Source organism: Pseudomonas sp. Irchel 3H7 (assembly GCF_900187605.1).
Lineage (GTDB): Bacteria > Pseudomonadota > Gammaproteobacteria > Pseudomonadales > Pseudomonadaceae > Aquipseudomonas.
Genome location: NZ_FYEA01000019.1, coordinates 13427 through 38916, shown reverse-complemented (window position 1 = coordinate 38916; position 25490 = coordinate 13427). Strand labels below are relative to the sequence as shown.

18 protein-coding genes, 2 tRNA genes and 2 pseudogenes are annotated in these 25490 nt (G+C 59.7%); 13 read left to right on the top strand and 9 right to left on the bottom strand.

Features of this window, described 5'->3' with window-relative positions:
- Positions 1-34 precede the first annotated feature (34 nt).
- From CKW38_RS27515 to ychF, 5 genes are all read left to right on the top strand, one after another.
- Positions 35-109, top strand: a tRNA-Gln gene (locus CKW38_RS27515).
- Positions 110-154: 45 nt separating this feature from the next.
- Complete coding sequence (locus CKW38_RS27510; RefSeq protein WP_003171603.1) at positions 155-1096, top strand: ribose-phosphate pyrophosphokinase; 942 nt, start codon at positions 155-157, stop codon at positions 1094-1096.
- Between the two features lie 141 nt (positions 1097-1237).
- The gene (locus tag CKW38_RS27505) at positions 1238-1840 is read left to right on the top strand and encodes a 50S ribosomal protein L25/general stress protein Ctc (protein WP_007912900.1); all 603 of its coding nucleotides are present in this window, start codon (positions 1238-1240) and stop codon (positions 1838-1840) included.
- A gap of 171 nt (positions 1841-2011) precedes the next feature.
- The gene (gene pth, locus CKW38_RS27500; protein WP_007912902.1) at positions 2012-2596 is read left to right on the top strand and encodes an aminoacyl-tRNA hydrolase; all 585 of its coding nucleotides are present in this window, start codon (positions 2012-2014) and stop codon (positions 2594-2596) included.
- A gap of 22 nt (positions 2597-2618) precedes the next feature.
- A complete protein-coding gene (ychF, locus tag CKW38_RS27495) occupies positions 2619-3719 on the top strand; it encodes a redox-regulated ATPase YchF (protein WP_007912904.1) in 1101 nt (366 codons plus the stop codon).
- A 185-nt stretch (positions 3720-3904) separates the two neighbouring features.
- Here ychF and CKW38_RS27490 read toward each other — a convergent pair whose 3' ends face one another.
- The gene (locus CKW38_RS27490) at positions 3905-5122 is read right to left on the bottom strand and encodes an MFS transporter (protein ID WP_095114372.1); all 1218 of its coding nucleotides are present in this window, start codon (positions 5120-5122) and stop codon (positions 3905-3907) included.
- A 421-nt stretch (positions 5123-5543) separates the two neighbouring features.
- Here CKW38_RS27490 and CKW38_RS27485 point away from each other — a divergent pair, with 421 nt between their 5' ends.
- Positions 5544-7601, top strand: coding sequence for a methyl-accepting chemotaxis protein (locus CKW38_RS27485; RefSeq protein ID WP_095114371.1), 2058 nt, complete (start codon positions 5544-5546; stop codon positions 7599-7601).
- 115 nt (positions 7602-7716) lie between these two features.
- Positions 7717-7793: transfer RNA gene (locus tag CKW38_RS27480), tRNA-Met, on the top strand.
- A gap of 333 nt (positions 7794-8126) precedes the next feature.
- Here CKW38_RS27480 and CKW38_RS27475 read toward each other — a convergent pair.
- The 3 genes from CKW38_RS27475 to CKW38_RS27465 all read right to left on the bottom strand — a co-directional run bounded on the left by CKW38_RS27475 (position 8127) and on the right by CKW38_RS27465 (position 10296).
- The gene (locus tag CKW38_RS27475; protein ID WP_039761255.1) at positions 8127-8351 is read right to left on the bottom strand and encodes a SymE family type I addiction module toxin; all 225 of its coding nucleotides are present in this window, start codon (positions 8349-8351) and stop codon (positions 8127-8129) included.
- Positions 8352-8432: 81 nt separating this feature from the next.
- Entirely contained in the window at positions 8433-8825 is a 393-nt protein-coding gene (locus tag CKW38_RS27470) for a helix-turn-helix domain-containing protein (RefSeq protein WP_224790100.1), read from the bottom strand.
- 361 nt (positions 8826-9186) lie between these two features.
- Entirely contained in the window at positions 9187-10296 is a 1110-nt protein-coding gene (locus tag CKW38_RS27465; protein WP_095114369.1) for a DUF2817 domain-containing protein, read from the bottom strand.
- A 260-nt stretch (positions 10297-10556) separates the two neighbouring features.
- Between CKW38_RS27465 and ggt the strand changes: the two genes are divergently transcribed.
- A complete protein-coding gene (gene ggt, locus CKW38_RS27460; RefSeq protein WP_095114368.1) occupies positions 10557-12389 on the top strand; it encodes a gamma-glutamyltransferase in 1833 nt (610 codons plus the stop codon).
- Positions 12390-12470: 81 nt separating this feature from the next.
- Here ggt and CKW38_RS27455 read toward each other — a convergent pair whose 3' ends face one another.
- The 4 genes and pseudogenes from CKW38_RS27455 to CKW38_RS30760 form a co-directional block, all read right to left on the bottom strand.
- Positions 12471-13103, bottom strand: coding sequence for a LysE family translocator (locus CKW38_RS27455; protein ID WP_095114367.1), 633 nt, complete (start codon positions 13101-13103; stop codon positions 12471-12473).
- 74 nt (positions 13104-13177) lie between these two features.
- The gene (locus CKW38_RS27450) at positions 13178-13777 is read right to left on the bottom strand and encodes a flavin reductase family protein (protein WP_007912933.1); all 600 of its coding nucleotides are present in this window, start codon (positions 13775-13777) and stop codon (positions 13178-13180) included.
- Positions 13778-13959: 182 nt separating this feature from the next.
- A pseudogene (locus tag CKW38_RS30765) lies at positions 13960-14397 on the bottom strand (methyl-accepting chemotaxis protein); the annotation flags it as partial.
- 102 nt (positions 14398-14499) lie between these two features.
- Positions 14500-15276 (bottom strand): annotated as a pseudogene (locus CKW38_RS30760) (PAS domain-containing protein); the annotation flags it as partial.
- A gap of 238 nt (positions 15277-15514) precedes the next feature.
- Here CKW38_RS30760 and CKW38_RS27440 point away from each other — a divergent pair.
- On the top strand, positions 15515-16885 hold the full coding sequence (locus tag CKW38_RS27440) for a gluconate:H+ symporter (protein WP_007912937.1): 1371 nt from the start codon (positions 15515-15517) through the stop codon (positions 16883-16885).
- 39 nt (positions 16886-16924) lie between these two features.
- Here the strand turns inward: CKW38_RS27440 and CKW38_RS27435 are convergent, their stop codons facing one another.
- The gene (locus CKW38_RS27435; protein WP_007912938.1) at positions 16925-18238 is read right to left on the bottom strand and encodes an MFS transporter; all 1314 of its coding nucleotides are present in this window, start codon (positions 18236-18238) and stop codon (positions 16925-16927) included.
- Between the two features lie 351 nt (positions 18239-18589).
- Here CKW38_RS27435 and CKW38_RS27430 point away from each other — a divergent pair, with 351 nt between their 5' ends.
- The 4 genes from CKW38_RS27430 (at position 18590) to acpA (ending at position 25423) form a co-directional block, all read left to right on the top strand.
- The gene (locus CKW38_RS27430; RefSeq protein ID WP_095114366.1) at positions 18590-20008 is read left to right on the top strand and encodes a short-chain fatty acid transporter; all 1419 of its coding nucleotides are present in this window, start codon (positions 18590-18592) and stop codon (positions 20006-20008) included.
- A gap of 185 nt (positions 20009-20193) precedes the next feature.
- Complete coding sequence (locus tag CKW38_RS27425; RefSeq protein WP_007912942.1) at positions 20194-21891, top strand: molecular chaperone HscC; 1698 nt, start codon at positions 20194-20196, stop codon at positions 21889-21891.
- 11 nt (positions 21892-21902) lie between these two features.
- Positions 21903-23630 (top strand): J domain-containing protein, encoded by a 1728-nt coding sequence (locus CKW38_RS27420; protein WP_095114365.1) that lies wholly within the window; start codon positions 21903-21905, stop codon positions 23628-23630.
- A gap of 98 nt (positions 23631-23728) precedes the next feature.
- On the top strand, positions 23729-25423 hold the full coding sequence (gene acpA, locus CKW38_RS27415) for an acid phosphatase (protein ID WP_095114364.1): 1695 nt from the start codon (positions 23729-23731) through the stop codon (positions 25421-25423).
- The last annotated feature ends 67 nt before the right edge of the window (positions 25424-25490 follow it).

Below are 25490 nucleotides of genomic sequence, written 5' to 3'. Positions count from 1 at the left end.
GAACCAGGTGCTCGGCACTTGATGCAACAGATACAGGGGCGTCGCCAAGCGGTAAGGCAGCAGGTTTTGATCCTGCCATGCGTTGGTTCGAATCCAGCCGCCCCTGCCATTTTCTATACTCATCCAGGTTACCCTCAGCCTCTAGGTACTGCGCGTGTCCAAGATGATGGTCTTTACGGGGAACGCTAACCCCGATCTGGCTCGGCGTGTTGTACGTCAGCTGCATATCCCTCTCGGTGACATCTCTGTCGGTAAGTTTTCCGACGGCGAAATTACAGCCGAGATCAATGAAAACGTTCGCGGTAAAGACGTTTTCATTATTCAGCCGACTTGCGCTCCGACCAACGATAACCTGATGGAACTGGTAGTGATGGCTGATGCCTTCCGCCGCTCCTCGGCTACTCGTATCACTGCTGTTATTCCTTATTTTGGTTATGCCCGTCAGGATCGCCGTCCGCGTTCCGCACGTGTAGCTATCAGCGCGAAAGTCGTTGCTGACATGCTTACCGTAGTCGGCATCGACCGTGTTCTCACGGTTGATCTGCATGCTGACCAGATTCAGGGCTTCTTCGATATTCCGGTAGATAACATCTACGGCTCCCCGGTTCTGGTGGATGACATTGAAGATCAGCGCTTCGAAAACCTGATGATCGTGTCCCCGGACATTGGTGGCGTCGTGCGTGCACGTGCTGTTGCCAAATCTCTGGGCGTGGATCTCGGGATCATCGACAAACGCCGTGAGAAAGCCAATCACTCTGAAGTGATGCATATCATCGGTGATGTCGAAGGGCGTACCTGTATTCTGGTCGATGACATGGTCGATACCGCCGGCACTCTGTGCCACGCGGCGAAGGCCCTGAAAGAGCATGGCGCAGCCAAGGTCTTTGCCTACTGCACACACCCTGTGCTGTCGGGTCGGGCCATCGAGAATATCGAAAATTCCGTGCTGGACGAGCTGGTGGTGACAAATACCATCCCGCTGTCCGCTGCAGCACAAGCCTGTGCACGTATCCGTCAACTGGATATCGCACCGGTTGTTGCCGAAGCGGTTCGCCGCATCAGCAATGAAGAATCGATCAGCGCGATGTTCCGTTAAGGGCCCTGCCCTTCGCGAAATGTCTCGTTGACGAAAAGCGCCCCGCCCCGGCATTCCTGCCGGGGCGGGGCTTTTTTGCCCATACCGTGTTCGGCGCTGGTCGCAAACGCCACTCGGTCATGGCTATTTTGGAGATACAAAATGAACGATTTTACTCTGAATGCTGAAGTGCGTTCCGACCTGGGGAAAGGTGCGAGCCGCCGCCTGCGTCGTCTCGCCGCTCTGGTTCCAGCTGTTGTTTACGGTGGCGAGAAAGCCCCTGAATCCATCAGCATGCTGGCCAAAGAAGTTGCCAAACTGCTCGAAAACGAAGCGGCTTACAGCCACATCATCGAGCTGAACGTTGGCGGCACCAAGCAGAACGTCATCATCAAAGCTCTGCAACGTCACCCAGCCAAAGGCCACGTGCTGCACGCTGACTTCGTACGCGTTGTCGCTGGCCAGAAACTGACCGCTATCGTTCCTGTGCACTTCATCAACGAAGCTGCTCCAGTGAAGAAAGGCGGCGAGATTTCGCACGTTGTTGCTGAAATCGAAGTGACCTGCCTGCCGAAAGATCTGCCTGAGTTCATCGAAGTCGACCTGGCTGACGCTGAAATCGGTTCGATCATTCACCTGTCGGACCTCAAAGCCCCTAAAGGCGTTGAGTTCGTTGCTCTGGCACACGGCGATGACAAGGCTGTTGCCAACGTCCACGCTCCACGTGTTGCTCCAGAAGCTACCGAAGAAGGCGCAGCAGAGTAATTCACTCTGTCATGCCTGAGTGAGCAAGGAACATCGCGGACTGGAACGTAGCGAGAAAGCGGGCGAGAACGCGGAGTTTACATCCATGGTAAATGAGCATTTTTCGTCCACTTTCGCCGCTTTTCCTGATCGCGGCGATGTTACTCACCACTCAAAGGAAGGGCCCCTATCGTGACTGCCATCAAACTGATCGTTGGCCTGGGAAATCCAGGCGCTGAATACGACCAGACCCGGCATAACGCAGGGGCCCTTTTTGTTGAGCGCATCGCTGACGCACAAGGTGTCAACCTTGTCGCCGATCGCAAATATTTCGGCCTGACCGGGCGCTATTCGCATCAGGGTCAGGATGTTCGTCTGCTGATTCCCACCACGTACATGAACCGCAGCGGCCAGGCCGTGGCGGCACTCGCCGGTTTCTTCCGCATCAAGCCTGAAGAAATCCTCGTGGCGCACGACGAACTCGATCTGCCTCCGGGCGTTGCCAAGCTCAAACAGGGCGGCGGCCATGGCGGTCACAACGGGTTGCGCGACATCATTGCGCAACTGGGCAATCAGAATACGTTCTACCGCCTGCGGCTTGGCATCGGCCACCCGGGCGTCGCCAGTATGGTTTCAAATTTCGTCCTGGGTCGTGCGCCACGCGCCGAACAGGAAAAACTCGATGCCAGCATCGACTTTGCCCTCGGCGTGCTGCCGGATATCCTCGCCGGTGAATGGAACCGCGCGATGAAAAACCTGCACAGCCAGAAGGCCTGACTCTTATCCGAGGGGAAACACCATGGGATTCAATTGCGGCATCGTCGGCCTGCCTAACGTCGGCAAGTCCACCCTGTTCAACGCCCTGACCAAATCCGGTATCGCGGCCGAGAACTTCCCCTTCTGCACCATCGAGCCGAACAGCGGCATCGTGCCGATGCCGGATCCGCGTCTGGAAGCACTGGCGGCCATCGTCAATCCGAAGCGCATCCTGCCGACCACCATGGAATTCGTCGACATCGCAGGCCTTGTGGCCGGCGCCTCGAAAGGTGAAGGCCTGGGCAACAAGTTCCTCGCCAACATCCGTGAGACTGACGCGATCGCTCACGTCGTGCGCTGCTTCGAAGATGAAAACGTGATTCACGTTTCCAATAGCGTTGACCCGAAGCGCGACATCGAAATCATCGACCTGGAACTGATCTTCGCCGACCTCGACAGCTGCGAGAAGCAACTGCAGAAAGTCGCGCGTAACGCCAAGGGTGGTGACAAGGACGCTGTGGTTCAGAAGGCATTGCTTGAGCAACTGATCGCACACTTCACCGAAGCCAAGCCGGCGCGCAGTCTGATGAAGAACATGAGCGCTGACGAAAAAGCAGTGATCAAGGGCTTCCACCTGCTGACCACCAAACCGGTCATGTACATCGCCAACGTTGCTGAAGACGGTTTCGAGAACAACCCGCACCTGGACGTGGTTCGCGCCATTGCCGAAGAAGAAGGCGCGATGGTCGTTCCGGTCTGCAACAAGATCGAAGCGGAAATCGCCGAGCTCGATGACGGCGAAGAGAAAGACATGTTCCTTGAGGCCTTGGGCCTGGAAGAACCTGGCCTGAACCGCGTGATCCGCGCCGGCTACGAAATGCTGCACCTGCAGACCTACTTCACCGCCGGTGTTGAAGAAGTCCGCGCCTGGACCGTCAAAGTCGGTGCCACCGCACCTCAGGCTGCTGGCGTGATCCACACCGACTTCGAGAAAGGCTTCATCCGCGCCGAAGTGATCGCCTACAACGACTTCATCCAGTACAAGGGCGAAGCCGGTACCAAAGAAGCCGGTAAATGGCGTCTGGAAGGCAAGGATTACATCGTCAAGGACGGCGACGTGATGCACTTCCGCTTCAACGTGTAAGCGACACGCCCAAGAAAAAGCCGCGTTTGATACGCGGCTTTTTTGTGCCTGAAATATTTTCCGCCACACCACCAATCCCTTGTAGGAGTGAGCCTGCTCGCGATAGCGGAGTGTCAGTCAATTCAACCGTAACTGACACACCGCTATCGCGAGCAGGCTCACTCCTACAATGGGAAATGTGTGAATCAGGGCTTTTTGGTGCGCGGCAAGAAAATCGCCAACACGCCAAACAGCGGCAGGAACGAACACAGGAAATACACGTACTCGATCCCGTGAATATCCGCCAAGTGCCCCAGCAACGCCGCGCCAATCCCGCCGAAACCAAACATCAAACCGAAGAAGATTCCGGCAATCATCCCGACATTGCCCGGCACCAGTTCCTGCGCGTACACCACAATCGCCGAGAACGCCGAAGCGAGAATGAAGCCGATCACCACGCTGAGAACGCTGGTCCAGAACAGATCAACGTGAGGCATGAGCAGCGTGAACGGTGCCACGCCGAGGATCGAAAACCAGATCACCGCTTTACGGCCGATTTTGTCGCCAATCGGCCCACCAAAGAACGTCCCCGCCGCTACCGCGCCAAGAAACAGGAACAGGTGCAACTGCGAACTGGCCACCGACAGGTCGAACTTCTCGATCAGGTAAAAGGTGAAATAGCTGGTCAGGCTGGCCATGTAGAAATACTTGGAGAACACCAGCAGCCCCAGCACCACCAACGCACTGGTCACCCTGCCCTTCGACAGCCCGTGAGTCGCTGCCTGACCGGCCTTGAGCTTGAACAGATTGAGGTGATGGGCGTACCAGCGACTGATGCGGTACAGCACGAACAGCGCAAACACCGCGAACAAACCGAACCACGCCACGTTACCCTGACCGAACGGAATGATGATCGCCGCCGCCAGCAATGGACCGAACGCGGAACCGGCGTTACCGCCGACCTGGAAGGTCGATTGCGCCAGACCGAAGCGTCCACCCGAAGCCAGCCGCGCAATCCGCGAGGCTTCGGGGTGGAACGTCGAGGAACCGATACCGATCAGCGCCGCCGCCAGCAGGATCAGGGGGAAACTGCCAACCATCGACATCATCACGATGCCAATCAGTGTGCAAATCGAACCGGCCGGCAACAACCACGGTTTCGGATGCCGATCGGTGTGATAACCGACCCACGGTTGCAGCAGCGATGCCGTCAGTTGAAAGGTCAAAGTGATCAGACCAACCTGAGTGAACGTCAGGCCATAGTTGGCCTTGAGCATCGGGTAGATCGAAGGCAAAACCGATTGGATCAGGTCGTTGATCAAATGCGCCAGCGCCACCGCGCCGATGATACGCATCACCAATGGGCTGCTTTGCGGAGCAGCGGGCGCCGAGGCAGCGGCGTTCTGAACGTTGCTGATAGCCATGGAAGTTTCCGGACAGCAGATGGGTGCACGCAGGCAGGTGCATCAATGTGCCATTTTTCGGTGCGTTAGCGCCATCCCCTTAGCCAGCTAACTAACTGACCTGACCGAATCATGTAGGAACTGCCGCAGGCTGCGATCTTTTGATCTTGCCGTTAAAAACACAGAGCAAAAGATCGCAGCCTTCGGCAGCTCCTACAAGGGATAGGTGATAGCGCAACGCCATGGTCTGAATCTTGCCTTGCTTCTCCCCTTGAACGCGGCGCCCTTACAAAGGGCACCGACAATGGGAAGTTTCGCTACAGAGCCGGCCTACAGAGCGGGCGAGAGTGAACTTTCGAGGCCTTTTAGCAGGGCACAACATCAACGTCGAGCGACCGCGATGCACGCCAATGGTGCGTGGTGTCCAGAGGAGTCATGGGGCATGCAGGCTTTCCTTTCACCGGGGATCAAATTGCTGGGGCGGTTTGGCTTCGCAGGTAAATTCCAGTTGTTGTTTCTGCTGTTCATTCTGCCGTTGGCCGGCAGCCTGTTGATGATCGGCCAGGACTATCGCGACAAGCTCAATCTGATTTCCGGCGAACGTGCCGGCGTGCGTCAGTTGCTCGCGCTGGATGCGCTGGACAACCTGCTCGCCGCGCAACGCGACCGCGCCGCCCGTTGGCGTGCGACGGAAACCAATCGTCAGCCGACGCCGGCCACCCTAGCCGCCATGGGTGCATTCGACGCGGTACAACCTGCAGTACTGCAAGCCACCACGGACTTGGGCAACGCCCTGAAGAATGAAGGTGCTGAAGGCGAAACCCTCACGCGCTATCAGGCACTGCAAACCGCACTCAATGGTCTGGATTCGAAAAGCCTCAGCGGAGTCGGTTGGTGGCCGGACGGTTATGACCGTTTCACCAATGCCCTCAGCGCTCTGCAAGCGTTGCGCGAGCAGATCGTCATGGACAACCGCCTGACCCTCGCACCGTGGCTGGAAACCTACCTGCTGACGCAGATATCAACGCAACACGCACCCGACCTGATCGAACGGGTCGGACGCCTCGCCGCAGTCGGCCAGGCCTCGGTGGTCTCCGGTCAATTCACCCTGCAAAGCCGTTTGCAGTTGCGCGACTTGCGCAGCCGCATCGGTGATGCCCGCGAGCAACTGGTGAAAACCGCCACGCTACTTGAGGCACGCCTGCCGAACGATCAGCAGAGCTGGGCCAGCCAATACCACGACAGCCTGAAACGCCTTGATAGCGGCCTGAAGGTGCTGGATGACGGCGTGTTCGGCGGCAGCATCACGCTCAAACCGGAAGACTTCGAACGCAACCTTGATGCCCTGCTGACTGACCTCGCCGCCCTGCGCCAACAGTCACTGGTATCGCTGGATCAGCGGCTCGATGCCTACCACAGCTCGGCGATCCGTCAGTTCATCATCGTCGCGGCCATTTTCGGCTGCCTGCTACTCGCGGCGCTGTATCTGTTTGTCTGCCTGCAAGCCTCGATCCGTCGCAGCGCCAGCGGCATCACCCTGCTCGCCGAAGCCCTGCGCGATGGCAACCTCAGTCTGCAAGTACCGGTGGAGGGCCGCGATGAGCTGGCAGCGATCAGCACCGCGCTCAACGTTGCCGTGGTGCAACTGCGCGCGAGCATGCTCGGTGTCGATCACGAAACCTCGCAGTTGAGCCATGCCGTGCGCAGCCTCAACGAACACTCCAGCGGCGCTCTCGGCGAAGTCGAGGCGCAACAGTTGCAGATCAGCCAGATCGCCGCTGCTGCCACGCAACTGGCCGCGACGTCGCAAGGCGTGGCGCAGAGTTGCGAGCAGGCCTCCGGCAGCGCCCAGCACACCCGACGCATCGCGGCCGACAGCAGCCGCGACAGCCAGCGCACCACGGCGAGTATTCAGCAGCTCAATCAGCGTTTGAACGAAACTGCAGCAGCACTGGGCCGGGTCAGTGAACAAGGTCAGCAGATTCAATTGGTCGTCGACACCATTCGCGGTGTTGCCGAACAGACCAATTTGCTTGCACTCAACGCCGCCATTGAAGCTGCGCGTGCCGGTGAACAGGGCCGTGGCTTCGCCGTGGTCGCCGACGAGGTGCGCAGCCTTTCGCAACGCACGCAGTCGTCCACCGCGCAGATCGCCGGCACGGTCGATAGCCTGCGCGCCACGGTCAACGAAGCCGTGACGCTGATGGAGGCCGCGTGCGGCCAGGCGCAAACCGATGCTGAGTCGGTCACTGGCCTCGGTGAACGTTTGGGCGAAATCGCCAGCGCGGTGCAGAGCGTCACTGATACGTTGGCGCAGATCGCCACAGCGGTTGAGGAACAGGCCAGCACCGCCGACGAGGTCAGCGGCAATATCCAGCAGGTTGATCAGGCGGCCGTACGGTTGCTGGCAGGCGCGCGGGCGGTGAACCTTGCGGCGGACACCCTGAGTCAGGGCAGCCATGCCTTGAGCGCCAATACGGCAAGATTTCAGCTGCGCTGATGCCCTGCCCGGCCCGGATTTTCCGGGCCGGAGGATAAGCGGTTGAAAATAAGAAGAAATATTTTAAATTTACGCTTGACGCTTTTCCATTTCAGGGGAATAATGCGCGCCACTTGGCTACATAGCTCAGTTGGTTAGAGCATAGCATTCATAATGCTGGGGTCCGGGGTTCAAGTCCCTGTGTAGCCACCAAGTACTAAAAACGGCTTACCGAAAGGTAGGCCGTTTTTTTATGCCTGCAATAATCCCCCCTCCGGTTCCCCACCTACAGAAGGCCTATCTTTAGCCCTTTCGATTGGATCAGTGCTTACAGTTTGCACTTCGCCTTTTTTCACATAAGCCAATATCAAATTCAAGATAATGCCTTCCTCACAACCAGGCTTTTAGCCAGATATTACAGGCCTCGCCCGCCATAAAATTCAAGATAATCAAAAGCGCTATTTGAGAAAGAACGCCGCTATCCCTTGAGGATTAGCGGCGTTTTTTCTATGCAAATAGCGTTGCGGCTTTACTCGGACGAATCATCTATTCCGCTGTAATCACCAGACACCCTTTCATCACACGCACTTTGACGTTCTCGTTCACCTCGAATCCCGCTTGCCTCAACCACAGTCCGCGAAGCCTGATCCAGGGCACCGGTTTGGCGGGGCTGTAGGTTTTTTCCTTGGTGTGAACCGGGTAAAAATCAGCGGCGATTTTCAGCCGGCGTTCAGTGATGGGGGTTGATGTCGTATGATTGGTTTTAGCCATGGTTCAGCTCCTTTTAAGCTGCTTTGTGGTTAGCGGGGCCAGGGTGTTGTCGCACCTTGGTTCCGCGTTCTTTGGGTTACTTCAAATTTCTTTTTCTTCGTCGCTCGCTTTGGTCGCTGCCTGTGCGATCAGGGCGTCGAGCATCTGCGCAATGACCTTCTGTTGGACCTTCGAAAGCTCATTGATGGACTGCAGCCGTCGATACCACGCCGAGGTCAAGCTGCGTCTGGGCGTCTCCGTGTAAGAGGGAACCCCGAGCAGGTCTTCAACGGGCACGCGAAGCGCAAATGCCATCTTCACCAGTGTCGTGACCGGCATGCTGCGCGTGCCCTCCTCGTAGCCCTGAAAGGTTTGCCGGGAAAGACCTAAAGCCCGTGCAAACCGAGTCTGTGTGATCTCGTGCACTGTGCGTAAGTGAGCAATGCGACTGCCCATCGCCACCAGAAAATCGCGATCCTCATTGGAAATACTCATGACAATGGCCGACTGAAAATAGAGTTGAATGGCAACGGACTCATCCTTTTCATCTGAAATCCATCCTGGAAAAAACAGCAGAAAATATCCTCAGGTAAAGGCGCGTAAGTTGTCGACCTGAAAGGTTTGTAGGAGAAATGTGGAGCAACCGCTAGGTCGGGGGCGAGGTACTACAGGCGCGAAATGCCTTTTCATTCGACTAAATCGGTACCGACAGATCAGGTTGAAAAACCGCTGTAGGAAACGTGTTCGATCCAGGTATGAATTAGATCGCGCAGCACGGATACAAAAAACGGCTTACCGCAAAGTGAGCCGTTTTTTGTGCCCGGAGGAAAGTGCCGGCAGCAAAGACACTGATGATTTACCGCGACCAGTTACCCAACGCCGACAACCCTTTCGCCCAGATTTGCCGAGTGCGCAAACCGACCATCGTCCGCCAATCCGGATCAGCTGGATAGAACTGCTCGAGCAGATTCAGTTTGATCTCGCGCCCTATCGCATCCAGTGGATTACCATGCAAATGCAGCCAATGGTCATCGCGCAAATGCCGATGCACATCCGGCCCCGGATACGTCCCGCACTCGATCACGAACGGCATCAACTGCACGTCCGGTAAAGCATTGAGCAATGCCTGCGAGGTGTACCCGGTGGCCGTCGCTGCCACTCCGGTTTCGCTCAAGGTGTCGGCGCCGGTGTGCAGGGTGTAAAGCCATGGGCCATAAATTGCCTGGGCCTGCGCGAGTGCCGGGTAAGGCGCCTGGGTGATGGTCAGCAACATCGGATGACCGTACTCGCCAGCGCCGGTGTGCAGGTCAAAACACATCACGGTTTCAGCGCCAGCCAGATGCGTTTCGATGATTTGGTGCAAGGTGCGATTCGACCAGCTCGGCGCACGGCCACCGTAAAACAGTCCGTCGGGATGGCTGTGTTGACCACCCTCGACAATCGACATCACCGCTGGCCAGCCGTATTCGTTGATCTGCGCATCGAGCAAGGCATCGGCGCGTTGGCGCTCGGGGCCATGCAGATCGGTGCAGGCGTAGATTTCGTGGAGTGCGGCGTACGCGCGGTTATCCGGTAGCGGCCGGGTGAAATCGAGGTGATTGCGGTTGAGGTCGATGTTGTCTTCGTTGACCCGGCGTAACCACGCTGTGCCCCATGGGTTGATCAGGTGAACCATGACCACCGCGACATCCTTGGGCAGCGATCCGGGTGCGAAGGTTTTCAGCCAATCGATCTGACAGTCCGAGCCGTAATAGCCCTCGACTCCGTGCGTACCGCTGAGCGTTACCAGTCGGCGTTTGGCCTGTGGATCACCGAGCACGGCGACGTCGGTGCTCAGCGGTTCGCCGAATGGCCCGCAACGCGGATGTGCGTAGGAAGAGAGCGTGGCGCCGGCGGCATTGGCGGCGGCGATGAACTGTTCGCGTTGATCGCGGTAGCTGGATTCGGCGGGGAACTCGCTGTGCATATCAGCCTCTTGTTGATCTTGTAATTGTAGGAGTGAGCCTGCTCGCGATAGCGGTGGTTCAGTCAGCAATGATGTTGAATGTGATGACGCTATCGCGAGCAGGCGAAGGCCTACAAGGGGACGTGTGCGGTCGATCGATTGCGGTTGACCCTAGCGAACATCCGCCCCGAAAAGAAAGACAAAAATGCCCATCGGTTTGCGTCGCGACCGAGCGGTCGATAAAGTCCCTGAGACTTTTATCCCACGGACGGAGAGCCCGCGTGTTTTCAGCCTTGCCCTTGAGCCGCTTTCGCCTGCCTGCCCTGACGCTGATCATCAGCGCCCTGACCCTCACTGCGTGCAACGCCCCGCCCTCCTCGACTTTGCCGCTGGCACCTGAAGCTGCTTCCGGTTACCGCACCGATCTGCAAACCCGTCACGCCAGTAAACACATGGCCGCCGCTGCCAATCCACTGGCGGCCGAGGCTGGTCGCGAGATGCTGCGTCAGGGCGGTTCGGCGATTGATGCGGCGATTGCGATGCAAGCGGTGCTGACCTTGGTTGAGCCGCAGTCTTCCGGGATCGGTGGCGGCGCGATGATCGTGTTGTGGGACGGCAAACAGGTGCGCACGTATGACGGTCGCGAAACCGCACCGGCTGGCGCCACCGAGAAGCTGTTCTTGCGCGCTGACGGCCAACCGATGTCGTTCCCGCAGGCGCAGATCGGCGGTCGCTCAGTCGGTACACCGGGCGTGTTGCGCGCGCTGGAAATGGCACATAAACAACACGGTCGCCTGCCGTGGGCGAAGCTGTTTGAACCGGCGATAAAACTGGCCGAGCAAGGCTTTGCGATCTCTGCGCGTTTGCACTCGCTGCTGGAATCAGATCCAGTCATCCGCCAGTCGCCGGACATGGCCAAGTATTTCCTCAACGCCGATGGCAGCGTCAAAGCCGTCGGCACGCGTCTGCAAAACCCGGCATTGGCCGCAGTGCTCAAACGCATCGCCAACGAAGGCGCGGACGCGCTGTACAAAGGCCCGATCGCCGAAGAAATCGTCGCCAAGGTGCAGGGCCACGCCAACCCCGGCAGCCTGTCGCTGAATGATTTGCAGCGCTATCAGGCCAAGGAACGCGCGCCGCTGTGCACCGATTACAAGCGCTGGCAGGTCTGCGGCATGCCGCCGCCGTCGTCGGGCGGGATCGCCGTGGCGCAGATTCTTGGTACGTTGCAGGCGCTGGAAACCCGCGATCCACGCCTTTCCCTGACGCCGCTCAAACCAGTGAAAACCGACAAACCGGCTGGCATCGAACCGGCGCCAGAGGCTGTGCATTTGATCGCCGAGGCCGAACGTCTGGCCTACGCCGACCGTGCGCAATACGTCGCCGACACCGACTTCGTGCCGGTGCCGGTCAAAGGCCTGGTCGATCCCGGTTACCTCGCCAGCCGCGCCAGCCTGATCGGCGAACGCAGCATGGGCAGCGCCAAACCAGGCACGCCACCGGGTGTGCAGGTTGCCTACGCCCCGGACCGCTCGCCGCTGCGCATCTCCACCTCGCAAGTGGTCGCGGTGGATGACCTCGGTGGCGCGGTGTCGATGACCACCACCATCGAGGCCGCGTTCGGCTCGCACCTGATGGTTCAGGGTTTTCTGCTGAACAACCAGATGACCGACTTCTCGTTCATCCCGGAAGAGAATGGCCAGAAAGTCGCCAACCGCGTCGAACCCGGCAAACGTCCACGCTCGTCGATGGCGCCAACGTTGATCTTTGATCGCCACAGCGGCGAATTCGTCGCCACCGTCGGCTCGCCCGGCGGTTCGCAAATCATCGAATACGTGGCGAAAACCACCGTCGGCCTGCTCGACTGGAACCTCGACCCGCAAAGCGCCATCAGCCTGCCCAACTTCGGCAGCCGCAACGGCCCCACCGAACTGGAACAAGGCCAGTTCAGCCCGGCGCTGATTCAGGCACTGAAAGACAAAGGGCACGCAGTGAATGAAATCGACATGACCAGCGGCACCCAGGCCATCGTGCGGGTCAAGGATGCGCAGGGGAAAGCGTCGCTGGAAGGTGGCGCGGATCCACGGCGTGAAGGCGAAGCGTTGGGGGATTGAGGCTAGAACGCAAACAAAAAAGGCTTACCGCGAGGTAGGCCTTTTTTCATGCAACTGATTTAACTTGGAAGATCAGTCGGCTCAGCGATTAGCCAGCAGATGCACCCCAAACAGCAAATAACAACCACCGGCCAAGCGATCCAGCCATTGCCGCGAACGCTCATACACACCAGCAATCCGGCGACTGGCGAAGAACAGCGCTACGCAGCAATACCAACTGAACGACAGCGTCGCCATGGTCAGCACCGCCAGCGCCAGTAACAGTGGCGGGATGTGAGCCGGCATGGCGGTGGCGAAGATTGTCGCGACGAACAGAGCTGACTTAGGATTGGTCATGTTGCCCAGAAAGCCGCGGCCATAAGCGCCGAGCAACGTTTGCTGCGAGTCATCCAGCGTACCCGGGACGATCGGCGCCTTTCGCTTGAACTGCTTGAGTCCGAGGTAGATCAGGTAGCAGCCACCGGCAATCTTGAAGCTCAAGTACAGCGCTGGTGCGGCGCTGAACAGCGACTGAATGCCCAAGCCTCCCGCCAGCCCCCACAACACGGTTCCGCTGGCTACGCCCAGCGCCGCGACCACGCCATGACGGCGGGAACGGCTGACCGCGAGTTGCGCGATGTTGAAGAAGTTCGGACCGGGCGTGACCACCGCGACTGTCCACAACAGGGCCAACGACAGCAGCGGCGCCAGATAACTTGAAAAGGAAAGATCCATGGGGCATGCGCCTGATAGGTTTGACGATGCTCTCCACATTGCAACATCCGGTAATGTTTTGCCATCAGCCGTATTCAAACCGCTAACGTCTTGCCATCCACCGCGTCACCAATCTTCAGGAAATGCCCGCCCGCCACGTGGTGCAAGGTGCGCAAGCCATCGTGCCCTTCGAAATGCCAGCGTCCGTCGCTGAACACACGCTCATCGGCATGGGCGGCGATGACTTCGGCGAGGAACAGGTCGTATTGCTCGTGATTGCGCGGCTCCGGGAGCAAACGGCATTCCAGCCAAGCCACGCAGCCGTCGAGCAGTGGTGCTTCGACTTGTTCGCCGGTAAACGTCTGCAAGCCGTACGCCTGAAACTTGTCTTGCCCTTGGGTTTGGCTGATTTCCAAGCCCGAGGTATTGCCGACGGTTTGCACGATGTCGGCCTGATTGACGCAAGGTACATTGAGCACGAAGGTGCCGGACGCTTCGAGTAACTGGCGGGTCCAGGTCGATTTGTCGAGGACGACGGCAACTTTCGGTGGTTCGAAATCCAGCGGCATCGCCCAGGCGGCAGCCATGATGTTGCGCTGGCCGTCATGGGCGGCGCTGACCAGAACGGTCGGCCCGTGATTGAGCAAACGGTAGGCTTTGTTCAGGGGCACCGGGCGGCGGTGGGAATCGCTCATGGAGTCAGCTCCGGGGGAAAAGGAGCCGATTGTAGCGCCAGCATCGAAATACAGGCAGGTGAAAACTCTGTAGGAGCTGCGGCACGCTGCGATCTTTTGATCATGATGTTGATCCTCGGAATCAAGATCAAAAGATCGCAGCCTCGTTTCACTCGACAGCTCCTGCAGGGGTTGGGTGCAGGTCAGTGGGAGAGTTGATTGGCGAACTGGCCGACGGCATTCACGACTTTCTGCGCACCGTCCTGAATCTCGACGATCACCGTGCCCGCCTCGGCCGCCAGCGCCAGCCCTTGTTCGGCCTGAAGCTTGCCGTCGGTCATCAGCGCCACGGCGTTGCGCGCCATTTCCTGGTTCTGCCGCACCACAGTGACGATCTCTTCGGTCGCCTGACTGGTGCGCGAGGCCAGTTGTCGCACTTCGTCGGCCACCACCGCAAAGCCTCGGCCCTGCTCGCCGGCACGGGCCGCTTCGATGGCAGCGTTGAGCGCCAGCAGGTTGGTCTGTTCGGCAATGCCGCTGATGGTTTTGACGATGGTACCGATCACCTGCGACTGCTCGTTCAGTGCCTCGATGCCCTCACCGGCAGCCTGCATGTGCCGCGACAGATCTCGCATTACGTTGACCGCTTCAGTCACCACCGTGGTACCGCGCTGGGCGGTGCTGTCGGTTTGCTGCGAGGTGCTGTAGGCGATGCTGGCTGCGTCGGCGACGGCTTGCTCGCGGTTGACCTGATCGGTGATCACCGTGGCGAACTTCACCACTTTGTACAGTTTGTCGTTGGCATCGACCACCGGGTTGTAGGACGCCTCCAGCCAGACCGTACGACCGTGGCTGTCGACACGCTTGAAGCGATCAGCCACGAACTCACCGTTGTTCAAACGGCGCCAGAAGTTTTGGTACTCGGCGCTGTTGTACTCCTCCGGCGTGCAGAACATGCGGTGATGTTTGCCCTTGATCTGCGCCAGGCTGTAACCCATGCCGCTGAGGAAGCGATCGTTGGCGTTCAGCACATTGCCGTTGAGGTCGAACTCGATCACGGCGGTCGAACGCACCAACGCACCGATCAGGTTTTCGTGTTCACGAGAAGCTTCGATGGTGCGGGTCAGGTCGCTGGCGAACAGCGAAATGTGCTTGATCCGCCCGTCCGAAGAACGCACCGGTTGCACGATCGAACGCAGCCACGCTTCTTCACCATTGCCGCGCAGCAGGCGCACGGCACCGGCGAAATGTTCGCCGCGGTTCATGGCGTTTTTGAAGCGGTGATGGAACTCGTCAGTCTTCACATGCGCCGGGACGATGTCTTCAATCGCCCGCCCGATCAGGTCCTGACTCTTGTAGAGCATCTCGGTGAGGAAGTTCTGGTTGACCGATTGAATGCGCCCGTCGGGCTCAAGGTTCAGCACCAGCATCTCGCTTTCCAGGCTTTCCTTCACCTGCACGAGGCTGGAGAGTTCTTCACGAAGAGCGGCCAGCTCTTGCTTCAGGCGTTTGTTGAACATGGGAAAGTACCGATGGGCAGGATAGAAAGCGGGATGCAGCCTAGCCATCGGCCTTGAAAATCTTTTCTGAAGAGCGTCTGCGACCGGTCAGTCAAAAATAATCTCGATAGGCCACTGGTCTGTTCTGTTCCCCACCGAGCGACTATAAAACCCAGCGCTCTGGCCCGGCCATATCGGGTATCCTCAAGGCAAATTGCAACAATATGTTGCAGCTATCCGCCCGATAAGGAGTTCCGTTTTGGATTTATCGACCGCTGCCTGGATGGTTCACGACACCCGCCTGATTCTCTGCTGTCTGCTGGCCATTGCGACGATTATCGTGTTGATCAGCGCGACTAAACTGCCGCCGTTTCTATCGATCCTGATCGGTACTTTCATTGCCGGTGTCGGCGCTGGTTTGCCGCCCGAAGACGTGGCCAAGGCGTTCAGCAAGGGCGCCGGAGCGATTCTCGGTGAAGCGGGGATCATCATTGCGCTGGGGTCGATGCTCGGTGCGCTGATGGCCGAATCCGGCGCCGCCGACCGCATTGCGTCGACCTTGCTCGGGTTGGGCAAAGGCAAGTCGTTGCCGTGGGTCATGGCGCTGGTGGCGATGGTGATCGGCCTGCCGCTGTTCTTTGAAGTGGGCCTGGTGATGATGGTGCCGATCATTTTCGTCATGGCTCGCCGTTCGGGTCAGCCGCTGTTGAAAATCGCGATTCCAGCGCTGGCCGGGATGACCACGCTGCATGCTCTTATGCCTCCGCATCCCGGGCCGTTGATTGCTGTCAGCGCGTTGCATGCCGACCTTGGGCTGACCATGCTGCTGGGTTTCAGCATTGCCATCCCGGCGGTAATTCTGGCCGGGCCGCTGTACGGCAATTGGCTGTCGAAACGCATGCACATTGATGAGCCGGCAGAACTCGGCGCGCTGTTCAGTGCGCCGCCGAAAGCGCCGCGCCAGCCGAGTTTCGCCATGTCGCTGCTGATCATTCTGTTGCCGGTGCTGCTGATGCTCGGCAGCACCCTGGCGAAAGTCGCGATGAGCCCGCAAAGCAGCGTCGCCCTGAGCCTGAAGTTTCTCGGCGAACCGTTGGTGGCGCTGAGCATTGCGGTGATGGCGGCGGTGATCTGCCTCGGTTGGGCCAACGGCATGCCCCGTGAAGACGTCGGCGGCACCCTGCGCAAAAGTCTGGCGCCGATTGCCGTGCTGTTGCTGACCATCGGCGCCGGCGGCGGCTTGAAGCAGACATTGCTGGATGCCGGCGTCAGTCAGACCATCAGCAAAGTCGCCGAAGGCGCGCACATGCCGTACCTGTTGCTGGCCTGGTTGATCGCTGTGGCATTGCGTCAGGCCACAGGCTCGGCGACGGTGGCCACGACCACGACGGCGGGGATTCTGGCGCCGATGATGGCGGGCCTCGCCGCGACGCAAAGTTCGTTGGTGGCATTGGCGATTGGTGCCGGCTCGGTGTTCTTCTGCCACGTCAACGACGCCGGCTTCTGGATGGTTCGCGAGTATTTTGGCTTGCAACTGAAACAGACGATCTGGGTCTGGTCGATCCTGCAAACCATCGTCTCGGTGGTGGGTCTGGCGGGGACGTTACTGTGGTGGCACTGGTTGACGTAACGGCCTCCGCGGGTTTGCGCTGAGGCCGTTAACTCGCCTTCAGGAACAAGGCGCCACGGATTGGCTGCCGACTCGGGGCATGCGCGCGCCGAAATACGCCGCGCTGACGATGCCGACCATGCCCATCACCGCGCAGAACATCACACAAATCCACGGGCTCCACGGCATCAGACCGATCAGCAGCAGCGGTGTGATGCTCGCCCACGCGGCGTAGGCGATGTTGTAGGTGAAGGAAATGCCTGACACGCGGATACGCGCAGGGAACAAACCGACCATCACCGACGGCACCGCACCGACCACACCGCACGCCAGACCGGCGACGGCGTAAGCCAGGCCAATCCATTCGCCGCCCATGATCAAACAGCCATACAGCACGCCGATGCCCAACGGTAGCAGCAGGCTATACAGCATGACCGTGCGCCAAGCGCCAATACGATCGACCAGCAACCCGGCGATCACGCAGCCGATATTGAGAAACACGATGCCCAAGGCACTGAGCGCGAAGGTGTGGCTGGCGGTCATGCCGAAAGTTTTCTGCATCATGGTTGGGGTGATCACTACGAACACCACCACCGCCGAGGTCAGCACGCAGGTCAGCAACATCGCCGGCAACATCGCCAGCCGGTGCTCGCGCAGCACCGTGCGCAGCGGCAGCTCGACCCGTGCCTCGCGCTGCGCTTCCATGGCCATGAACACCGGGGTTTCGCTCAGCCAGCGGCGCAGATACACGCCAATCACGCCGAACACGCCGCCGAGCAGGAACGGATAGCGCCAGGCGTAATCAAGGATTTCAGCAGGTGTGAAGACTTGCGCGAGAAAGGTCGCGGTCAATGCGCCGATCAAGTAACCGAACGTCAGCCCGGCCTGCAAAAATCCCAAGGCATACCCGCGATGACCGGCCGGCGCGTGCTCGGCGACAAACACCCAGGCGCTCGGTACTTCACCGCCGACTGCCGCACCCTGGAGGATGCGCAGCGCCAGCAACAGCAAAGGCGCGAAATAACCGATCTGTGCATAAGTCGGCATGATGCCGATCAGCAGGCACGGCAGCGCCATCATCAGGATGCTCAGGCTGAAGACTTTCTTGCGCCCGAGTTTGTCGGCGAAATGCGCCATCAGAATCCCGCCCAGCGGCCGCGCCAGATAACCGGTGACGAAGATGCCGAAGCTTTGCAGCAGACGCAGCCATTCGGGCATTTCCGGCGGGAAGAACAACTGGCTGAGGGTCAGGGCGAAGAACACGAAGATGATGAAATCGTAGATTTCCAGCGCGCCGCCCAGGGCCGCAAGGCCGAGGGTTTTGTAGTCGGAACGGCTGAACGGCGCAGGTTTGGCCGGGGATTGGGCAGTCATGGCAAAGAACTCGGAAACAGGCAAAAAACCAAGGCGCCCATGGTCTACGCAAATGGGCTGGTGGACAACCCGTTAGACCATAGTCCCGGTTTTGCAAAACCTGCTCACAAAGCATCGGCAGTTGAATTACTGTTAATGCCTGTCCAGCGGGACCACGCCAACGCCGGCCAACCGCCGTAAACCCCATGTGGGAGCGAGCCTGCTCGCGAAAGCGTCAGTTCAGGCAACTTCAATGTTGAATGTGCCGACCTCTTCGCGAGCAGGCTCGCTCCCACAGGGATCTCTGTGTTGTCGAGATCGGCGAGCGTTCCCGCGGACCACAATAACCATAAAAAATCCGAGGTACTCCCTGTGGCCGTTGATATCGAAGATAGCCGCTCCGCACGCTTTGCCCTGCGCTGTTCAAGTTTTGCCGAACGCTGGTTTCCCGACTCCTGGGTATTCGCCGCGCTGGCGGTGATCATCGTCGCCCTGGCCACACTGGCCATGGGCGCCAAACCCACCGATGCGGCGATGGCCTTCGGGGACGGCTTCTGGAGTCTGATTCCGTTCACCATGCAGATGGCCTTCGTGGTGATCGGCGGCTACGTGGTCGCCAGTTCGCCGCCTGCTGTAAAACTGATTGATCGCCTGGCACGCATCCCGAAAAACGGCCGTTCCGCCGTGGCGTGGGTGGCGCTGATCTCGATGGTTGCGTCCCTGCTCAACTGGGGCTTGTCCTTGGTATTCGGCGGTTTGCTGGTGCGCGCCCTCGCCCGCCGCACCGATCTGAAAATGGATTACCGCGCTGCTGGCGCCGCTGCCTATCTGGGCCTTGGCGCGGTGTGGGCGCTGGGCTTGTCGTCGTCGGCTGCGCAATTGCAGGCCAACCCCGCCAGTCTGCCGCCGTCGATCCTGTCGATCACCGGGGTGATTCCGTTCACCGAAACGATTTTCCTCTGGCAGTCCGGCGTCATGCTGCTGGCGCTGATCGTGATCTCGATCATCATTGCCTACGCTACCGCCCCCGGGCCGAATTCGGCACGTGACGCCGAGGCCTGTGGGATCGACCCGGCCTTCAACCTGCCACCGCTGCAACCGCGCACGCGGCCGGGTGAATGGCTGGAACACAGTCCGCTGCTGATCATCGTGCTGGTGCTGCTGGCGGCGGGATGGCTGTTCCATGAGTTTTCGACCAAACCGGCGATCACCGCGATTTCCGGGCTCAATACTTACAACTTCCTGTTCATCATGCTCGGCGCATTGCTGCACTGGCGTCCGCGCAGTTTCCTCGATGCCGTGGCCCGCGCGGTGCCGACCACCACGGGCGTGTTGATTCAATTCCCGCTGTATGGCTCGATTGCCGCGCTGATGACTACGGTCAAAGGCACCGACGCGCAAACCCTGGCGCACCACATCTCGACGTTCTTCGTCAGCATCGCCTCCCACGACACCTATGCGCTGCTGATGGGCGTGTATTCAGCGATTCTCGGTTTCTTCATTCCGTCGGGTGGCGGCAAGTGGATCATCGAAGCGCCGTACGTGATGCAGGTCGCCAATGATCTGCAATATCACCTCGGCTGGGCGGTACAGATCTACAACGCCGCCGAAGCGTTGCCGAACCTGATCAACCCGTTCTACATGCTGCCGCTGCTGGGCGTGCTGGGGTTGAAGGCGCGGGATCTGATTGGTTTCTCCTTCGTGCAACTGCTGGTGCACACACCGCTGGTGCTGCTGTTGTTGTGGGCGCTGGGGACGACACTGGCGTATACGCCGCCAGTGATGCCGTAACAAAGCGGGCGCGGTCATGCTGGCCGCGCCCGCATTTTTCTCCTGAAACAGCCGTGTGTCGGGCTGCCTGTCGCAAATAATGGCTCAGAGCCATCATCCTGCTTTACCGCATCGCACCCTCGGTAATATTCTGCGCGCCCATAAATGTTTCCATTTTTTACCAAGCGCAAAGGGAGTTCGTTGCAATGATCGTAGGGATTGACCTGGGAACCACCAACAGCCTGGTCGCCGTCTGGCGGGGCGATGCCACCGAGTTGGTGCCCAATGCCCTGGGCCAGTTCCTGACACCAAGCGTCGTCGGCCTGGATGATCAAGGCCGGATTCTGGTGGGTCAGGCGGCGCGCGAGCGTCTGCACACGCATCCGCGCCTGACCGCTTCGCTGTTCAAGCGCCACATGGGCAGCGCCACGCAAACGTACCTGGCGGACAAGGCGTTTCGCCCGGAAGAACTCTCCGCCTTGGTGCTCAAGAGTCTGAAAGAAGACGTCGAGCGCGCGTTTGGCGAAACCGTCACCGAAGCCGTGATCAGCGTCCCGGCCTACTTCAGCGACGCTCAACGCAAAGCCACGCGCATCGCCGGCGAACTGGCCGGGCTGAAGGTCGAGAAGCTGATCAACGAGCCGACCGCCGCCGCCCTCGCCTATGGACTGCATCAACGCGACAAGGAAACTTCGTTCCTGGTCTTCGACCTCGGTGGCGGCACGTTCGACGTGTCGATTCTGGAGTTGTTCGAAGGCGTGATGGAGGTCCGCGCCAGTGCCGGTGACAACTTCCTCGGCGGCGAAGACTTCGACACCGTGCTGCTGGAGCACTTCATCAGCCAGCACCGTTCCGCCGCAGACTTCCCGGAGCGCAGCAGCGTCATCCAGCCGCTGCGTCGCGAGGCCGAGCGCGTGCGCAAGGCGCTGGGTCAGGACGACAGCGCCGAATTCCGCTTGCAACTCGGTGAGCGGCAGTGGACGCACACCATTACTCAGCAACAGTTGGCGACGCTGTACATGCCGCTGCTCGAACGTCTGCGCGCGCCGATTGAACGGGCGCTGCGCGATGCGCGCATCCGCGTCAGCGATCTCGACGAGATTCTGCTGGTCGGCGGTACCACGCGCATGCCGCTGGTACGCAAACTCGCTGCCGGGCTGTTCGGCCGGTTCCCGTCGATCACCCTCGACCCGGATCAGGTTGTGGCCCAGGGCGCGGCCATTCAGGCGGCACTCAAGGCCCGCGCTGCAGCGCTGGAAGAAGTGGTGTTGACCGATGTCTGCTCTTACACGCTGGGCATCGAGACCTCCACGCAAGTCGGCCGCAACTATGAAAGCGGCCACTACCTGCCGATCATCGAGCGCAACAGCATCGTGCCGGTCAGTCGGGTGAAAACCGTGTACACCCTGCACGACAATCAGGAACAGGTGGTCGTGCGCATCTTTCAGGGCGAAAGCCGTCTGGTCAAAGACAACGTGGCACTCGGCGAACTGGACATCAAGGTGCCGAAACGCAAGGCCGGCGAAGTTGCCCTCGACGTGCGTTTCACCTACGACAACAACGGTCTGCTCGAAGCCCAGGTGAAAATCCCCCTGACCGGGCAACAGCATTCGCTGGTCATCGAGAACAACCCAGGCGTGCTGTCACCCGAGGAGATCCAGCAACGCCTGGCGAACCTCGCACAACTGAAGATTCATCCGCGCGAGCAACAGGTCAACACGCTGCTCAGTGCACGTCTGGAGCGCCTCTATCAGGAAAGCCTGGGCGATCTGCGTGATCTGATGGGCGATTGGGCCAAGCAATTCCAGATCGCGCTCGACTCTCAGGATGAGCGCCAGATCCGCGAAGTGCGCACCGATTTGAGCCGACGCCTGAGCGAACTCGACCGCACCCCGTGGCAATAAGGAGTCTGGCCATGGATTGCTGGTCGGTGCTGCACCTGCACGATGACGCCGAAGCCCGCGACATCAAGCGCGCCTATGCGCGGCTGCTGAAAACCTTCCGCCCCGATGAGGATGCCGAAGGCTTCCAGCGCCTGCGCGAAGCCTACGAGCAAGCGCTGGCGATTGCCCGGTGGCGCCTTGAAAACGCTGAACCCGAGGAGGAACAAGACACCGACGTCGCCACGGCGTCCAGCGCCTTTGCCGCGCTGGCGTTCGATGCTGCGCTGGCAAACAAACACAGCCACCGGCAAAACCAGCCGTGGGAATTTGCCGATCTCGACTTTCCGCCCGTCAACCCGGCAGCCCCAGAGCCTTTTGCGCCGCTGGCGAAGGATGATGTTTTGCCTGTCGAGCCCCTGACGGCGGCCCCGGACACAGAAGCGTATGTGCTTGAAGCGCAGGCCGCACGGCAACTGCTTGAGGGACTGTCGCCAGAAAATCTCGGCGAGCGTTGGGATCAGGCGCAACAGCAAGGCTGCGCCAAGGCTTACGAAAGGCTGTTGCTGCAACGGTGTTTTGACCAGCCACATCTGCGCAGCCCAGTGCTGCACTGGGCCGTCGAACACCTCGGATGGCTAGGGCCGTGGCAAGACGTGCTGATGAATGATCGCCAGCGCGACCTGCTCGCCGAAAGCCTGATGGCCGATTATCGAAACGCCCTGCAAGCGCTGCTCGAAAGCCAGAGCGAACGCGAATTTCTCAACGTGCTCAAACGCTACAGCGCTCAACCGTGGCTGCAGGTATTCGATCGCCGCGAACAATGGCAGCAAACCCTGCTGCACGTGCTCAATGACACTGAGTGGAGCGTGCCGCTGTTCGACCGCATCGGCCAACTGTTCGGCTGGGATCACAACAAAGGCCTGCACCCGCAACCGGACTGGCTCTGGGACACCTTGATCGAACGCTGCGAGCAGGAAAGTTTCTACGACAATCTGCGCGCCAAGGCTGAAAGCGACCGCACGTGGGCGGCCGATGTTCAGGCGGCGCACTTGTTGATCAACCCGCTCAAGCCTTTGCAGCAAAAGAAAATCATCGACGGCTTTGGCCAGAATGAATGGCAGGCCTGCCATGACTTGTCGGAAAAGCTTACGTGGCGCTTCCCCGAGCTGCTCGCACGTTTGCCCTATGCCGATGTTTTTTACTGGCGACGGTTCTTTCCACGACCGATTGCCGCCGAAACCTGGGTGTGGGTCTGGACAGCGATTGCCTTGGCGCTGTTCCTGCAACATCTGTCCTCCCAAGAAAAAACGGCCATGCACCTCGTCTTCATGCCGATGTTGTTTGCCTGCGTGCCGGTATGGTTTTTCCGCTTTGCCCTGAGTTGGTGGGTGGTGCTCACGTCCTATGTCATCGTGCCGGACCTGTGGCTCACCGAATGGCTGATACCGCGCAAATGGAACCCTGACACGCGCTGGCTGCTGATACGCCACGGAGTACCGCAAGGGATGATGGTGCTGCTGTTTTCGCTGATGCTCGGGCCGCTGGGCGCGCTCACTTATGTCGGCACGCTCCTGATCGGGCTGGTGCACAAACGCCGTATCGGTTCGCTCGATCCGGAACTGAGCAGCCGCCGCCCGTGGCTGACCGCATTGCACTGGGCGCACTTCAGTCCGCTGCAATTGCTGTTTCTGGTGGTCATGACCGCCGTAACAGCGGCCAGCAGGCTCGGCTATTCGCTCACCCAGCTCATGCCCGGCTAGGAGCGCAACGACAAAACGCTCTGTCACCCAACCGTCACATTGCCTTGCTAGCGTCCGCCCGAAACATACTGAAACAATTAAGCAAAACGGGCTGACAGATGAAAGACGACACAGACGGCACTGACGCACCTGAATCCAATCAACCTACCGACACCAGTCGCCGCCGCTTTCTCGGCGGCGTCGCGGTGCTCGGTGTCGGAGCAACACTGGCCGGGTGTGGCAGCGCAGGTGATCAACCGGGCAAACCGGCCGAGCGCCCGCTGACGCCCGCCGAACTGGACAAGTCCCTGCGCGATCAGGTGAAAACCGTGGTGGTGATCTACGCCGAGAACCGCAGTTTCAATAATCTGTTCGGTGATTTCCCCGGTGTCGAAAAGCCGCTGGCCGCACTCAAGCCCGGCGACTATCAACAACGTGATCGCGACGGCTCGCTGCTGCAAACCCTGCCACCCGTTTGGGGCGGCGTGCTGCAGATCGGCCCGCAAACCCTCGATGGCGTGACCTACCCCAGCGCCACGCAATTTCAGGACAACCTGCCCAATGCACCGTTCGCCCTCAAAGGCCCGAATGGCGAAGACTTGCCATTCGGTCTGGTGACCCGCGATTTGTGGCACGTGTTCTATCAGAACCAGATGCAGATCAATGGTGGCAAGAACGACGGCTTCGTCGCTTGGGCCGACTCCGGTGGTTTGACCATGGGTCATTACGCGCAGAGCCGTTATTCCCTGCGCCTGTGGGACGTCGCTCAGGAGTTCGTGCTGTGCGACAACTTCTTTCAGGGCGCCTTCGGTGGCTCGTTCCTCAACCACCAGTACCTGATCAGCGCCACCGCGCCGTTCTATCCGGACGCAGCCAATTCGGTGGCCAAGTCGCAGATCGCCGCGCTGCAAAGCGATGATCCGGCCGATCCGCGCCTCAAGCCGCTGGACGCATCGCCGGCCAGCGCCATGAGCGGCCCGCCGCAGTTCGGCCCGAGTGCGCTGACCCCGGACGGCTTTGGCGTCAACACCCTCGCGCCGCCCTATTGGCCCACCTGGATTCGCGACCCCGAGCGCCCGGCGTATTCGAAAGCGGATCTGCCCAACGTCATGGTGCCGCAGACCCACGAGCATATCGGCGACAAGTTGTCGAAAAAGAACATTGACTGGGCGTGGTATGCCGGTGCGTGGCAGGCGACGCTGGATCAGTACAAGGATTCCGGCGGCATTCCGAAAATCCCCAACTTCCAGTATCACCATCAGCCGTTCAACTACTTCAAGCAGCAAGGTCCGGAGAACCCCGCCGAACGCAATAAACGCTTGCGCGATGCCGGTCTGGGCGATGAGTCGAGCACCAACAGGTTTTTCGCCGATGCCGAAGCGGGCAAGTTGCCGGCGGTGAGCTTCTACAAACCGCAAGGCAACCTGAACATGCACGCCGGTTACGCCGACGTGGCCTCCGGGGATCGGCATATCGTGCGTGCGTTGAAAGTGCTGCGCGAAAGCCCCCAGTGGAAAAACATGGTGGTCATCGTCACGGTCGACGAGAACGGCGGTTGGTGGGATCACGTCGCGCCGCCCAAGGGCGACCGCTGGGGGCCGGGGTCACGCGTGCCGGCGCTGGTGGTGTCGCCGTTCGCGCGCAAAGGCACGGTGGATCACACGGTCTACGACACCGCGTCGATCCTGCGGCTGATCACCCGTCTCTTCCAGTTGGAGACCCTTGACGGCCTCAAGCAACGGGACGAGGCGATGATTGCCCGGGGTCAGAAACCCATGGGCGATCTGACCAACGCCCTGCATTTTCAGGCTTGAAAACCCGCCCTGCGAGTTTGCGCAAAAATCTGCCGATGACGGCTTCTCTGTCAAACGCGGCTGATCC

Coding starts and splice junctions, on each gene's coding strand:
- CKW38_RS27505 (WP_007912900.1), top strand. CDS start 1,238: ATGAACGATTTTACTCTGAATGCTGAAGTGCGTTCCGACCTGGGGAAA.
- ychF (WP_007912904.1), top strand. CDS start 2,619: ATGGGATTCAATTGCGGCATCGTCGGCCTGCCTAACGTCGGCAAGTCC.
- CKW38_RS27490 (WP_095114372.1), bottom strand. CDS start 5,122: ATGGCTATCAGCAACGTTCAGAACGCCGCTGCCTCGGCGCCCGCTGCT.
- CKW38_RS27485 (WP_095114371.1), top strand. CDS start 5,544: ATGCAGGCTTTCCTTTCACCGGGGATCAAATTGCTGGGGCGGTTTGGC.
- CKW38_RS27475 (WP_039761255.1), bottom strand. CDS start 8,351: ATGGCTAAAACCAATCATACGACATCAACCCCCATCACTGAACGCCGG.
- CKW38_RS27470 (WP_224790100.1), bottom strand. CDS start 8,825: ATGAGTATTTCCAATGAGGATCGCGATTTTCTGGTGGCGATGGGCAGT.
- CKW38_RS27465 (WP_095114369.1), bottom strand. CDS start 10,296: ATGCACAGCGAGTTCCCCGCCGAATCCAGCTACCGCGATCAACGCGAA.
- CKW38_RS27455 (WP_095114367.1), bottom strand. CDS start 13,103: ATGGATCTTTCCTTTTCAAGTTATCTGGCGCCGCTGCTGTCGTTGGCC.
- CKW38_RS27450 (WP_007912933.1), bottom strand. CDS start 13,777: ATGAGCGATTCCCACCGCCGCCCGGTGCCCCTGAACAAAGCCTACCGT.
- CKW38_RS27435 (WP_007912938.1), bottom strand. CDS start 18,238: ATGACTGCCCAATCCCCGGCCAAACCTGCGCCGTTCAGCCGTTCCGAC.
- CKW38_RS27425 (WP_007912942.1), top strand. CDS start 20,194: ATGATCGTAGGGATTGACCTGGGAACCACCAACAGCCTGGTCGCCGTC.
- CKW38_RS27420 (WP_095114365.1), top strand. CDS start 21,903: ATGGATTGCTGGTCGGTGCTGCACCTGCACGATGACGCCGAAGCCCGC.
- acpA (WP_095114364.1), top strand. CDS start 23,729: ATGAAAGACGACACAGACGGCACTGACGCACCTGAATCCAATCAACCT.